Source organism: Bartonella sp. 220B (assembly GCF_026930205.1).
In the GTDB taxonomy this organism is placed as follows: Bacteria; Pseudomonadota; Alphaproteobacteria; order Rhizobiales; family Rhizobiaceae; genus Bartonella.
Genome location: NZ_JANHOI010000002.1, coordinates 100,212 through 113,518, shown reverse-complemented (window position 1 = coordinate 113,518; position 13,307 = coordinate 100,212). Strand labels below are relative to the sequence as shown.

The window sequence follows — 13,307 nt, the reverse complement described above, 5'->3', positions numbered from 1 at the left end:
ATGTATTTTTATTCAATTTTTAAATGAAAGAGCATTCTTTATATCAGAATGATATTATAAAACACTCTTATAAAAATAGATAACAAAACAAAAGCCCGTACACTACGGGCTTTTGTTTTGTTACATCAATGACTCTTCTTATTCTGGTTAAAAACCAATTTATCAACTCAGCTATGCGCGAAGATATCAACCTCCGACCATCCTAAAAGATCAAGTTTTGCTCTCATAGGCAAGAATTGAAAACATGCCTCTGCAACATTTTCGCGCTCTTCACGTCTTAAGCGTTCTTCAAAGATATCTTTTAAACGATGCAAATATAACACATCCGATGCCGCATATTCAATTTGTGCCTGTGATAACGTTTCTGCCGCCCAATCTGAAGATTGCTGCTGTTTAGAAATATTTATATTGAGCAATTCATTACAAATTTCCTTCAATCCATGACGATCCGTGTAGGTACGTGTGAGTTTCGAAGCAATTTTTGTGCAAAAAACTACCTCAGGCATAATGCCAAATGTATGTGCTAAAATAGCAAGATCAAAACGCCCAAAATGAAATATCTTGGTGATGGCCTTATCTTCAAGCAATTTGACCAAATTGGGAGCACTCTTCTGCCCTTTCGCAATCTGTATAACATCAGCCGTGCCATCTCCAGAAGAAAGCTGAACAACACACAAACGATCTCGGTATGGTTGTAATCCTAAAGTTTCGGTATCAATCGCAACAGAATCTCTTTGATAATTCTCTAAGTTTGGTAAATCACCTTGATGAACGCGGATCTCAGTCATTTACCCTCCTATTTGCTAAAGATGCAAGAATACGTGCCCAAGATCGCTGCCCTTTATGAAATGATGTGAGATTATATTTTTCATTAGGGGAATGAATACGGTCATCAGACAAGGCAAAACCAACCAAAAGACTTTCCATGCCAAGGATTGACTGAAAATCTGCGACAACGGGAATCGAACCACCCATACCTGTTAATACAGCAGGCACTTCCCACTCTTGTGACAAAGCATCCTTTGCTGCCTTGATAAAGGATGAATCACAGGGAAGCTGCATTGCTGGAGAAGAACCGTGATTCTTAAATGTCACCGTACAGTCAGCAGGTATCGCGCTGCGGACATAATCACGAAAAGCTTGACGTATTTTCTCTGGATCTTGTTTATGGACTAAACGACACGATATTTTTGCGCTTGCCTGAGACGCAATAACCGTTTTCATCCCTTCCCCTTCGTAGCCTCCACTAATCCCATTCATTTCTGCTGTAGGACGCGCCCATATCTGCTCTAAGAGACCGCGTCCTTTTTCTCCAAAAGGAATAGAAAGCCCTATAGGACCAAGAAAGCTTTCAGCACTACAATCAAGCGCATTCCATAATTGCAAAATATGTGCAGGCGTTTCTTCTACACCATCATAAAAACCAGGAATTGTTACCCTATTATTTTCGTCATGAAGACCTGCTAGAATCTTCGTTAAAATACGAATGGGATTGGCCGCTACGCCTCCAAAAGCACCAGAATGCAAATCACGATTAGCAGCTGTAATGGTAATCTCTTCTGCCATAATCCCCCGAAGAGAAAGAGCAATAGAGGGTGTATTTGCATCCCACATCGACGTATCACAAACCAATGCGCAATCAGCCTTCAGTTCATCTTTATTTGCTTTTAAAAAAGGAGCAAGAGAAGGAGAAGCACTTTCTTCTTCGCCTTCACATAAAATAGTAACTTTTACAGGAAGCTGTCCTGTTTCTTTCTTATAGGCACGACACGCTTCAATGAATGTCATAACTTGACCTTTATCATCTGAAGCTCCACGAGCACAAATCACTTTCTTTCCATCCCTCTCTTTTAAAGAAGGTGCAAATGGATCATCTTCCCATAAGCTAAGTGGATCAACAGGTTGAACATCATAATGTCCGTAAAACAAAACATGCAAACAATCATCTGAAGGTCCTGGATGATGCCCAACAACCACGGGATGCCCTGGTGTATCTCGACGTGAAGCTTCAAAACCTATCGTTTTTAAATCTTCTACCAGCCAATCAGCCGCTTTACGACACTCATCCTTATAAGCCGAATCCGTTGAAATCGATTGAAAACGCAAAAGAGAAAAAAGGCGTTCAAGGCTCTTTTCTATATTATCATCAAGATGTGTTAGTACTTTATTAAGCATAAAAAAACCTCTCAAACCTTATTAATTATCAGTATGACTTTAAGCCTCTCGTAGAATTTTGCAAGAGAACTCTTTCATTTTTGACACTGTGAACAGTAAAAACTTGAACGCCCCAACTGCAAAATGCGTATAATAGGCGTGCCACATTGCAAACATTCTTTTCCTTCGCGTCCATAAACCGAAAAAGCGTGTTGAAAATAACCAAGAGAACCATCTACCTGTACATAATCGCGTAAAGAAGATCCACCAGACAAAATTGCTTCAGAAATTACATCCCGTATATTCTGTGCTAAAGAATCTGCCAATTCACGTGCACGTACATTTTTCAACGCTAATGTAAATGCGCCACGTTGCGGGGATAAACGACTACGCCATAACGCTTCGCAAACATAAATATTTCCAAGACCCGCAACAATAGACTGATCAAGCAAAACTCCCTTAAGGGATATTTTTTTATTAACAAAAGCCTTTTGTAAATAACGACCAGAAAACGCATTACTCATCGGCTCGAGCCCTAGCTTCTTTAAAAGTGGATGCTCATAAAGCCTGCCCGTCTCAACTAAAAGCATAAAGCCAAAGCGACGAACATCATTATAAATAAGGTGATAAACTTTGCCGTCTTTTACTTGAATATCCATGACAAAGTGGTCATGCTTAACAAGTTTGTCTGGAACAGAAGATGTTGTTCCTAAAAGATCATCCTCTATACGCCATGATCCTGACATGCCCAAATGGCTTAAAATCGTTTCATTGTGCGAAAGATGAAACAATAAATATTTTGCACGTCTATCAAGTTCTATAATTGTCCTTCCTATAAGCCGTTTAGAAAACGCCTCAGGGAAAGGAAACCGCAAATTCTTTCGGTGAAGTGTGACAGAGGTAATCTTCGCACCCGTTACAACGGGCTCCAACCCACGACGAACGGTTTCTACTTCAGGAAGCTCGGGCATCACTCTTTTTTAATTTACATATTTTCTAACAAAGTGCCATTGCAAACGATAATATTAAGCCCACTCACCTTTACGAAATACAGGAACTTTTGTGCCATCCTGTGCAATGCCATCTATATCGATTTCACCAGATCCAATCATCCAGTCAATATGAATCATACTTTTATTACCACCACGCGCTGCAATCTCCTCCGCCGTCAATGATGCTCCATCTAAAAAGCATTTGGAATAACATTGACCTAAAGCAATATGACATGCTGCATTTTCATCAAATAATGTATTGTAAAAAAGAAGGTTGCTCTTAGAAATTGGTGAAGAATGTGGAACAAGAGCAACTTCTCCTAATCGACTCGCACCTTCATCACTTTGCAAAATATTTTGCAAAACCTCTTGGCCCGCTGAAGCACGTGCATCAATAATACGCCCTGCTTCAAACCGTACTTCAATATTATCAATAAGCGTTCCTTGATAAGAAAGGGGTTTTGTCGAACGAACAAAACCTTCAACCTTATGCGCATGAGGAGTGGTAAAGACTTCTTCTGTCGGAATATTAGGATTGCAAACAACACCATTTTGAGCCGCCGATGCACCACCATGCCATTCATGATCATCTGCCAAACCAACTCTTAAATCAGTCCCTGGACCTGTAAAATGTAAAGCAGAAAAGCGCTGCTCATTGAGCCAAGATGACCGTTTCTTCAAAGTTGCATTATGCATACCCCACGCATGCACAGAATCCTCTTCTGTAACACGTGAAGCAGCAAAAATTGCATCCGCTAATTTCTTAATCGCTTCATTAAGTGGTAAAGAAGGGAATATCGCCTCAGCCCATCCTGCTGTTGGATAAGCAACAATTGACCAGTTCATGGCAAAATTCGATATTTTTTTGAGAGCAGGCTGATAAGCCATTGACGTAGCCTTGTTTAAACGGGCAATCTTATCAAAATCCTGATTGGAAAGAAGCAAAGGATTATCACCAACAATAGCCAAACGTGCAGCTCCATTTCCAAAACCCTTTGCCATTCCCTCATATAGCCAAGAAGGTGCACAATCAAAACTCGCAGTATGTGCATTTTCAAAACGTGTAAGCGATAATATATCATCACTAAAAAGTGGTGTAATCACGCCGGCACCAATCTTATAAGCATGATATGCAATACGCCGAACAAGTGGTAATGCTGAAACAGGAGCCGTTAAAATAAGATCCTGCCCCTCTTGTAAATTTAACCCAACTTTTACTGTAACTTCTGCAAGACGATTAAGCTTTTCAGGCGAAATCGCCTCATACATATCAAACTCCATTACCAATATCCTTACTTTGGCTGTGAAAAAACTATCTGTTGATGTACGGTTTTTCTAACATTGTAACAATTGCATTTAACTGATCTGATGAGGGTATAGTATAAGCTACAATTGATTTGCTTTCTCCTTCCTGACCCACACGATGTGGTGCATCTGCGGGAATAGGAACTTTATTAAGTTGTACTGTAACAAAAGACGTCGCACGCACTTTATTCACCTGAGCGACTTCTATCGAAGAAGACACATTGTGTTCTTCCTCTACTTTTATTTCTTTACTTGCTAAACTTGCATGCATGATACTCGGTATATTGCCAGAACGTTCTTGAGCAAAAGCATAAGCAACATTATAAGGACGATCGTTAGAAGGAACCTGTAGCAATCCATTACGTGAACGCTTTTCATAAAAAGCATTGCCCCCCGCAACACGAACATAATGCATGTTTTTATAAGGAAAAGATAAACCTGCTGTATGAAAAAACTTAGCGTTTTTCAGTTTCTTATCGCGTTCACCGCGTAAAACAGCATCAGCGGCCTCCTTAACACGGGCAACAGAAGCAGGTTCCGTCATAGGGCGCGTTAAAACACCAGGAGCGAATTGTTTGTACTGACCAACAACACCACAAATCGTTTTGGGATAAGCAGATGAATTAACACGATTCATCACAACAGTTCCAACAGCAATCATTCCTTCACGGCTTGTACGATTGGATTCAAAATACATTGCACGCATCAGGCATTGTCGCTCTGTCAATGGATACATCACTGTTTTTGTCTTCTTATTTTCATTCACTTTACCAGCACCAAAATGATCTGTCGCACACCCCACAATAACAAATGGCACTAGAAAACAGATTAAAAAAACAGTCCAATAATTTTTTTTCATTTTATATAACACTTAATATAACACAATTTTTTTACGTCTTTAAAGCATTCAAAATTTGAATAGATTGCATATGTTGTATATGTATCTTCTAAGAAAGTATACCGTTAATTGTTACAACTTAGTAAAATTTTAATACAAGGAGTCATTCAAAGATATTATATTTATGCTAAGTAAAAAATAAAAAATTGTTAATCAATCGATATTGTTATTATTTTGAAAATAGCTATGCAATATTGCTTCTCACGCTTTAAGAGCGATAAAATATTATGCCTCTAAAAATATTCTAATAAAGTTACATATACAAAAGTTATGAAACTAAAGCTGTCTGCATAACAAAATAAATACGCATATCCTCTTTAATACAAATTTGAGAAAATAATCAGAAAGCAGTTTTTCCTCCACCCTAAAATAAACAGGTGACAATATCTCTCTGTAGCAAATCTACCAAAAGAAAAATTCAAAAGCCGCAATATTGACCTAAAATTTCTACATTGTTTCTTACGTTTACCTATAATATACCTCGCATACTTTACATACAACCATACTGTAAGCTGTAAGAAAGTATCTTAATGGTTTTTATCTTTCATAAAAAAAGCTGATTTTAATAGCTGAGAGAAAATTTAATCTCTTTTTTTCTCCCCCACCCCAACTTTATAGGTAAGATCATCGCGAGGACGATCAGAAGACATATGGTAACCTGTTATGATATAATGCAGCATTTCTGCAATATTGGTAACATGATCACCAATTCGTTCAATATTTTTTAAACAAAAAAGCAAATGCGTACAAACCGTAATATTGCGTACATCTTCCATCATATATGTTAGAAGCTCACGAAAAAGAGACGTGTATAAAGCATCAATTTTACCATCACGCTCACGTACCGCGTCAACACATTCCAATAAACGGCTCGTGTAAGCGCTCAATACTTCCTTTAACTGATTGAGGGCTAAAGCTGTAATTGTTTCAAGCCCATGATAAAAAGCAGCCGATTGACGCGTTTCTGAAAGTGCTACCGTTCGCTTAGCAATATTTTTGGCCATATCCCCAATCCGTTCAAGATCAGAAGAAATACGAATAGCACCAATGATCTCACGTAGATCAACAGCCATTGGTTGACGTTTGCAAATAATGGTAATCGCTTTTTCATCAATGTCACGTTCTGCTTCATCTAAAAATAAATCATCAGCAATAACTGCCGTCGCAAGTTGAAGATCACTACACACAATTGATGCAACAGAACATTCAATCATGCGTTCTGCATGGCACCCCATTGCTGTAATCCTTGCTTTCAAATATTTTAGTTCTGCATCATAAGAACGGACAGTATGGTTCTTAGACATATCTTATACTCCTCAATTTGCCTATCCAAAACGCCCCGTGATATAATCTTGCGTACGTTGTTCTTTTGGTGAAGTAAAAATCATTTCAGTTGCACCAACTTCTACCAAATGCCCCAAATGAAACATGGCAGTATATTGAGAAACCCGTGCTGCCTGTTGCATAGAATGTGTCACAATAACAATGGTATAATTTTTTCGTAACGCATCGATAAGCTCTTCAATACGCGCCGTCGCAATTGGATCTAGCGCTGAACAGGGCTCATCCATCAAAATAACTTCAGGACTCACTGCAATAGCACGTGCAATACATAAACGCTGTTGTTGTCCTCCTGATAAACTTGTTCCTGCATCATCAAGACGATCTTTTACTTCTTCAAACAACCCAGCCTGCCTCAAACTTCTTTCAACAACATCATGCAATTCTGCACGCGATTTAACCAAACCATGAATGCGTGGCCCATAAGCAACATTCTCAAATATAGATTTTGGAAAAGGACTCGGCTTTTGAAAAACCATACCAACACGAGCACGCAATTCTACAACATCAATCCTATGGTCATAGATATTCTGCCCATCTAAGGTAATAAGACCCGTTATTTTTGCACCTTCAATCGTATCATTCATACGATTAAAACAACGTAAAAAAGTTGACTTACCGCAACCTGAAGGACCTATCAAAGCTGTAACCTGATGTTCAGGAATATCAAGAGTAATGCCATGCAGTGCTGCTTTCTCCCCATAAAAAACTTTTACATCCTGACCACGCATTTTAATTTTCATTACAAAAACTCACCTTACTTTAAAACATAAACCTTATCGAAGTAATTGCTTTATTGAAGTTACTTGCGCCGCTCAAATCGTCGACGTAAAAAAACAGCAGAAATATTCATGATTGCAAGAAAAATCATTAATACAATGATAGCGCCCGAAGTCTTTTCCACAAAAGCACGCTCTGCTTCACCTGCCCACATAAAAATTTGAACAGGCAAAGCTGTCGCTGGCTCCATTGGAGTCGCAGGAATATTTACAACAAAAGCAACCATGCCAATCAAAAGCAATGGGGCTGTTTCACCCAGAGCCTGAGCGACACCAATAATTGTGCCTGTCAAAATACCAGGGGCTGCTAAAGGGACAACATGATGAAAAACCATTTGTGTTTTTGATGCCCCCAACCCTAAAGCTGCCGCGCGAATAGAAAGAGGAACAGCCCGCAAAGCAGAACGTGTCGCAATAATAATGGTAGGGAGAGTCATAAGAGCCAAGATAAGCCCACCAACAAAAGAAGCTGAACGTGGTAAGCCAAAAAAATTAACAAAAACAGCAAGTCCTAAAAGACCAAAAACAATCGAAGGAACAGCTGCAAGATTATTAATATTAACCTCAATAAAATCTGTGAATTTATTTTTGCGTGCATATTCTTCCAAATAAAGAGCTGTTGCTATCCCTATTGGAAGCGAAATTACTAAAACGATAGCTATCATGTAAAGAGAACCAATGATCGCAACTCCTAATCCCGCAGTTTCAGCGCGGCTTGAAGCACCAAATGTAAAAAAACCAAAATTAAATGTTTTATAAAGCGTGCCATCATGCGCTAAACGTTTTATCCATTCTACTTGGCGATTAGAAACTTTGCGGTTTTTTTCCGCTACATGCAAGTCAATCTGTCCTTTATAAGCAGAATCAACATCTGCTGCCGCTAACACTTTGACTTTTTGCGTTGTTCCAATCAGTTTTGGATTCTTTGTCACCATTTCACGAAGTTGAACACGTACACCATTTGAAAACATACGATTAACATCTCGCAACGCATTTCGATCATTTTGATCTATATTAAGCTTTTTTACCAAAGCATTCCGTACGAGCAGAGGATAATTAGCAGTTATAAGAACTTGTGAATTTGCCTCACGCTGACCATTTGGATCAATGACCCGCTCATCCAAATAAATCGATAATGTCATTTCACTTTGAAAAAAAGCTGTATAGCCTTGACTAATAATAGACCATAAAAGTGCAAATAAAAAAAAGAGACCAATAAAAATAGCAATCAAACCATACGCTCGAAAACGACGTTCAGCCCAATATCTACGTTTGAGTCCAATATTGCGACGAGAGACAAGAAAATCTTCATTCATTCATATTGTTCCCGATATTTACGCACAATGTAAAGAGCAAGAATATTCATCAAAAGAGTCATAATAAAGAGTGTCATCCCTAACGCGAAAGCGACAAGAGTTTGTGGAGAATTAAACTCAAAATCACCTGTTAATTGATTAACAATCTTAACTGTCATCGTGGTCATTGCTTCAAAGGGATTAAGTGTTAAGTTCGCGGCAACACCTGCTGCTAGAACCACAATCATTGTCTCTCCAATTGCACGTGATGCTGTCAACAAAATTGCTCCCATAATTCCTGGAAGCGCCGCTGGTATAACCACTTTCTTAATCGTCTCAGATTGCGTTGCTCCTAAACCATAAGATCCTTCACGTAAAATGCGTGGAACAGCTGTTATAACATCATCCGACAAAGAGGAGACAAAAGGTATCAACATAATTCCCATCACAACTCCAGCTGTTAAAACACTTTGGGCCATAATAAAACCAACACCACCAGAGAGAGAAATAGAGAGGTCACGTAAAAAAGGCCCTACAACCTTCAAAGCAAAAAAACCATAAACAATGGTTGGAATACCAGCAAGCACTTCTAACAATGGCTTTACTATTGATCGTAATCGAGTAGAAGCATATTCGGCCATATAAAGAGCCGAAAATAACCCTATAGGAACAGCAAAAAGCATTGCCACAAGCGCAATATAAAGCGTACCAGCAAGGAGTGGTATAAGACCAAATTGCCCTACTGTATTGCTCGAACCACTCGCCGAAAAACGTGGATCCCAAACCGTTCCAAAAAAGAAATTGGATAAGGGGACAGATTGAAAAAAACTGATCGTTTGAAAAAACATGGAAAGCGCTATGGCTACTGTTGTTACAACCGCAACTATAGATGCGCAAACCAACCCGACAACGATCAAACATTCAACCTTATTGCGCGCACGCTGACGTGGAGCAATTTGTATTATTCCAAAGATAAAGCCAAAGGATGCAATAACAAAAAGAAAACCATGACCAATGAACTGTAACTTCTCAGAAGAAGAAACCCATGACTGTGCTCTTCTTAACAGATCTTCTGATGCCCCATGAGGTAAAACAAACCCTTTTGCAAATAATTGTGCTCGCACTTCTTCATACGAAGCCGTAGCAAGCTCCCCATCAAAGTGATGAATCATTTTGATCAAATTTCGAATAATCTCCAAAATAAGATCATGATTCACAAGCCCCGTTATATGGGAACTATACGCCTCAACTTCTCGAGAGAGATCATACTCTAAATAAATTGCACTCCCACCATCCCAAAAAATTAAGAAAATAAGAGGTGGAATCACAGTCATTAAAAATGTCCACCACGCATGATAATACGCACGAGAATGCATCTTGTATTGTGCGTATTCAAGAGAACGAACTCGCATATAAGAAATACAAAAGCCAACAAATCCAAGAAAAAATAAAAGAAAAAGAATGACGGAAATGCGCATATTGTCTTTCAATTTTTATAAAAAAACACCATAGAAAACTTCTATACTGCGGATTTAGAAAATTATTTCAAACTCATGACTCTACCAGCAGAAAAAGCAGAACGCTGCGCTTGGCGCTCCTTTTCAGAAGCAGCAATCAAACCATATTCAGCCAAAGGGCTCTCTGGACCAATCATTTGATCAGAAAGAAAAAAGTCAATATATTCCCGCAAACCTGAAATGATACCTAGATGTGCTTTCTTAACGTAGAAAAAAAGTGGACGTGAAACTGGATATTCGCCACGTATAATCGTTTCAACGGTTGGCGCAAAACCATTAATACGGGCAACCTTTAACTTATCAGCATTATTTTCATAATAAGACAAACCAAAAACCCCAACTGCTGTTCTATTAGAAGTCAGACGCGCAAAGGTTTCAGAATAATCCCCATCAATATCAACAGCCTTTCCATCCTTACGTACAGCAACACAAGCAGCATGAATTGCCTTATCATCCATTCCCAAAGATTTCATCGCATCAACTGCTCCGCTGGCTTTACAGCCTACAAAGAGTAATTTTTCTTCAAAAACTTCACGTGTTCCATGCTTTTCTCCAGGAATATAAGCTGCTATCGTCCACTCAGGAAGAGTACTGTTGACTGCATTCCACTTCGAAACCTTATTTGGCTGCAATTTTCCGTCTACAAAAACCTGAGCAGCAAGTGCCTTATATACATCCACTGCCTGCAATTTCCAGTCAGGACCATTTATATCCGTCGCAAAAACGATACCATCATACCCGATGCGTATTTCTTCTACATCTTTTACTCCAGCATCAAAACAAGACTGCAATTCACTTGGCTTCATCGGCCGTGAAGCATTAACAATATCAATTGTATTCTCTCCAATACCACGGCAAAATTCTTTAATACCAGCTCCTGTTCCACCCGATTCAATAACCGGGACTTTAAAATGAGGATACGTTTCTCCAAATGTCTCAGCAACAATCTTTTGATAAGGTAAAACTGTAGACGAACCCGCTATCTGTATTTGATCACGCGCATTACTAACATTTGTCAATATAATTGCCAAAATCAGTCCCATCCCAACTGATAACACTTTGTTCATCTATAAACTCCTTAGAAGAGAAATTAAAATTCTCTGCCTATATTATATAATATCTCAATTGTAATTCACATTTGCATTATAACAAATATAAAAAAGAAACATTCATCATTTTTCTAAAAAAATAATATTCTCTCTTCAAATAAATTTAATTTGAACGTTTGGATTCCACAACATCCCAAAAAAGATGGGCAACATCTGCACCACCAAAGTGTTTAATTTCACGAATACCCGTAGGAGACGTCACATTAATTTCTGTTATATAATCTCCAATCACATCAATCCCTACAAGAAGAAGACCACGTTCTTTTAAAGCTGGACCAATGCGTTCGCAAATTTCATAATCACGTTTTGTAAAATCAACCTTTTCCGCGCGTCCTCCAACATGCATATTAGAGCGTGCATCTGTTTCTACTGGAACACGATTAATCGCGCCAACAGGAGCACCATCAAGCAAAATAATCCGTTTATCCCCTTTTCGTACTGCATCTAAATAACGCTGAACAATAAAAGGTTCACGATAAATTTGTGCAAACATTTCCAAAAGTGAAGTTAAATTGCGATCATCCTTTTTTAAATGAAAAATACCCGCTCCTCCATTGCCATAAAGTGGTTTAAGAATGATATCGCCAAATGTCGCTCTAAAATCGCTTATTTCTGCAATATCTTTTGTAATTAATGTTTCTGGCATTAAATCAGGAAATTCAGTAACAAAAATTTTTTCTGGACTATTGCGTACCCATACTGGATCATTCACCACAAGCGTCTTAGGATGAATGCGTTCTAACAAATGCGTCGTGGTAATATAATTGAGGTCGAAAGGCGGATCTTGACGTAAAAGGACTACGTCCATATCCATTAACTCTGTACGTACAGGCTCCCCTAATTCATAATGATTTCCTTCCTCATCACGGACCCTCAATGGTTCTAATCGTGCAATTATACAACCATCGCGCATCGATAAATGGTCTGGTGTATAATGAAAAAGTGAATGCCCACGTTCTTGCGCTGCTAAGGCAAGTGCAAATGTTGTATCTCCTTGAATGCGAATCGTTGAAATGTGATCCATCTGAATGGCAATTTTCATGAATAAAACCTCCCTATACGAAAAGTAAACTAGTCTATATGCTATAAACTTAGTAAACATTAAAAGAACGATGACAAGAGAGAACTCATGATACAAGAAGCAAATACAAAATTAAGCCATGAGGAAATCGAACGCTATGCACGTCACATTATTATGCCCGAAATTGGTGGTGCGGGGCAGAAAAAACTGAAAGCTGCACGCATTCTTGTTGTTGGAGCCGGAGGACTTGGTGCTCCTGTTCTCATCTATTTGGCTGCTGCCGGCGTTGGTACACTTGGTATTGTCGATGACGATATCGTTTCACTTTCCAATTTACAACGCCAAGTGATACACAAAACAAACATGGTTAACCAAAAAAAAACTGAGAGTGCAAAAACCACTTTAAAAGAAATAAATCCCCATGTTGTGGTTGAAAAACACAATCTACGCTTAGATAAAAGTAATGTGGATAAACTGTTAAATGCCTACGATATCATTGTTGACGGCAGTGATAACTTTGCCACACGCTACCTGCTTGCTGATCATGCTGCCCAATGTGAAAAACCTTTAATAAGTGGTGCTGTAGAGCGTTTCAATGGTTCAGTGACAGTGCTCATGCCATATAAAGACAATAATCCTCACTATCGAGATCTCTTTCCCAATCCACCAGCTCCAGGAACTCTCCCAACATGTGCTGAAAACGGAATTGTTGGTATTATACCAGGGGTCATCGGAACACTCCAAGCCATGGAAGTCATTAAACTTATCACAAATATTGGTGAACCATTAGTAGGAAAAGTTCTTCTTTATAATGGATTGTCAGCACAATTTAGTGTCTTTACCTATAAATAATCAGACTCCAGTGCAAATGTGAAAGGTACCAAGGTTTGCCTGTA

At 38.8% G+C, this 13,307-nt stretch carries 12 protein-coding genes; 1 reads left to right on the top strand and 11 read right to left on the bottom strand.

The annotated features are described in order from the left end of the window. Positions 1 to 167 precede the first annotated feature (167 nt). From NPX99_RS02150 to gshB, 11 genes are all read right to left on the bottom strand, one after another. Positions 168 to 788 carry a ribonuclease D gene (locus tag NPX99_RS02150; RefSeq protein WP_269030121.1) on the bottom strand — a complete coding sequence of 207 codons (621 nt, stop codon included), beginning with the start codon at positions 786 to 788 and terminating at the stop codon, positions 168 to 170. Continuing rightward, positions 781 to 2,175, bottom strand: coding sequence for a dipeptidase (locus tag NPX99_RS02145; protein ID WP_269030120.1), 1,395 nt, complete (start codon positions 2,173 to 2,175; stop codon positions 781 to 783). The genes NPX99_RS02150 and NPX99_RS02145 overlap by 8 nt, the downstream gene beginning before the upstream one ends. A 74-nt stretch (positions 2,176 to 2,249) precedes the next feature. After that, positions 2,250 to 3,125 (bottom strand): bifunctional DNA-formamidopyrimidine glycosylase/DNA-(apurinic or apyrimidinic site) lyase, encoded by an 876-nt coding sequence (gene mutM, locus NPX99_RS02140; RefSeq protein ID WP_269030119.1) that lies wholly within the window; start codon positions 3,123 to 3,125, stop codon positions 2,250 to 2,252. A 54-nt stretch (positions 3,126 to 3,179) separates the two neighbouring features. Continuing rightward, positions 3,180 to 4,427 carry an aminopeptidase gene (locus tag NPX99_RS02135; protein WP_269030118.1) on the bottom strand — a complete coding sequence of 416 codons (1,248 nt, stop codon included), beginning with the start codon at positions 4,425 to 4,427 and terminating at the stop codon, positions 3,180 to 3,182. A 31-nt stretch (positions 4,428 to 4,458) separates the two neighbouring features. Beyond that, positions 4,459 to 5,310 carry a cell wall hydrolase gene (locus NPX99_RS02130; protein WP_269030117.1) on the bottom strand — a complete coding sequence of 284 codons (852 nt, stop codon included), beginning with the start codon at positions 5,308 to 5,310 and terminating at the stop codon, positions 4,459 to 4,461. Positions 5,311 to 5,930: 620 nt separating this feature from the next. Next, on the bottom strand, positions 5,931 to 6,653 hold the full coding sequence (gene phoU, locus NPX99_RS02125) for a phosphate signaling complex protein PhoU (RefSeq protein WP_269030116.1): 723 nt from the start codon (positions 6,651 to 6,653) through the stop codon (positions 5,931 to 5,933). Positions 6,654 to 6,674: 21 nt separating this feature from the next. After that, positions 6,675 to 7,433 carry a phosphate ABC transporter ATP-binding protein PstB gene (gene pstB / locus NPX99_RS02120; RefSeq protein ID WP_269030115.1) on the bottom strand — a complete coding sequence of 253 codons (759 nt, stop codon included), beginning with the start codon at positions 7,431 to 7,433 and terminating at the stop codon, positions 6,675 to 6,677. A gap of 59 nt (positions 7,434 to 7,492) precedes the next feature. Further along, positions 7,493 to 8,785: a phosphate ABC transporter permease PstA gene (gene pstA / locus NPX99_RS02115; protein WP_269030114.1), complete on the bottom strand. Its 1,293-nt coding sequence runs from the start codon at positions 8,783 to 8,785 to the stop codon at positions 7,493 to 7,495. Then, positions 8,782 to 10,242 carry a phosphate ABC transporter permease subunit PstC gene (pstC, locus tag NPX99_RS02110; RefSeq protein WP_269030271.1) on the bottom strand — a complete coding sequence of 487 codons (1,461 nt, stop codon included), beginning with the start codon at positions 10,240 to 10,242 and terminating at the stop codon, positions 8,782 to 8,784. Before pstC ends, pstA begins: the two co-directional genes overlap by 4 nt. A 62-nt stretch (positions 10,243 to 10,304) precedes the next feature. Next, positions 10,305 to 11,348 (bottom strand): substrate-binding domain-containing protein, encoded by a 1,044-nt coding sequence (locus NPX99_RS02105; RefSeq protein ID WP_269030113.1) that lies wholly within the window; start codon positions 11,346 to 11,348, stop codon positions 10,305 to 10,307. A gap of 145 nt (positions 11,349 to 11,493) precedes the next feature. After that, on the bottom strand, positions 11,494 to 12,432 hold the full coding sequence (gene gshB / locus NPX99_RS02100) for a glutathione synthase (RefSeq protein ID WP_269030112.1): 939 nt from the start codon (positions 12,430 to 12,432) through the stop codon (positions 11,494 to 11,496). A gap of 87 nt (positions 12,433 to 12,519) precedes the next feature. Between gshB and NPX99_RS02095 the strand changes: the two genes are divergently transcribed. Continuing rightward, complete coding sequence (locus tag NPX99_RS02095) at positions 12,520 to 13,263, top strand: molybdopterin-synthase adenylyltransferase MoeB (RefSeq protein WP_269030111.1); 744 nt, start codon at positions 12,520 to 12,522, stop codon at positions 13,261 to 13,263. The last annotated feature ends 44 nt before the right edge of the window (positions 13,264 to 13,307 follow it).

Coding starts and splice junctions, on each gene's coding strand:
- NPX99_RS02145 (WP_269030120.1), bottom strand. CDS start 2,175: ATGCTTAATAAAGTACTAACACATCTTGATGATAATATAGAAAAGAGC.
- NPX99_RS02105 (WP_269030113.1), bottom strand. CDS start 11,348: ATGAACAAAGTGTTATCAGTTGGGATGGGACTGATTTTGGCAATTATA.
- NPX99_RS02130 (WP_269030117.1), bottom strand. CDS start 5,310: ATGAAAAAAAATTATTGGACTGTTTTTTTAATCTGTTTTCTAGTGCCA.
- NPX99_RS02150 (WP_269030121.1), bottom strand. CDS start 788: ATGACTGAGATCCGCGTTCATCAAGGTGATTTACCAAACTTAGAGAAT.
- pstC (WP_269030271.1), bottom strand. CDS start 10,242: ATGCGCATTTCCGTCATTCTTTTTCTTTTATTTTTTCTTGGATTTGTT.
- mutM (WP_269030119.1), bottom strand. CDS start 3,125: ATGCCCGAGCTTCCTGAAGTAGAAACCGTTCGTCGTGGGTTGGAGCCC.
- NPX99_RS02095 (WP_269030111.1), top strand. CDS start 12,520: ATGATACAAGAAGCAAATACAAAATTAAGCCATGAGGAAATCGAACGC.
- pstB (WP_269030115.1), bottom strand. CDS start 7,433: ATGAAAATTAAAATGCGTGGTCAGGATGTAAAAGTTTTTTATGGGGAG.
- gshB (WP_269030112.1), bottom strand. CDS start 12,432: ATGAAAATTGCCATTCAGATGGATCACATTTCAACGATTCGCATTCAA.
- pstA (WP_269030114.1), bottom strand. CDS start 8,785: ATGAATGAAGATTTTCTTGTCTCTCGTCGCAATATTGGACTCAAACGT.
- NPX99_RS02135 (WP_269030118.1), bottom strand. CDS start 4,427: ATGGAGTTTGATATGTATGAGGCGATTTCGCCTGAAAAGCTTAATCGT.
- phoU (WP_269030116.1), bottom strand. CDS start 6,653: ATGTCTAAGAACCATACTGTCCGTTCTTATGATGCAGAACTAAAATAT.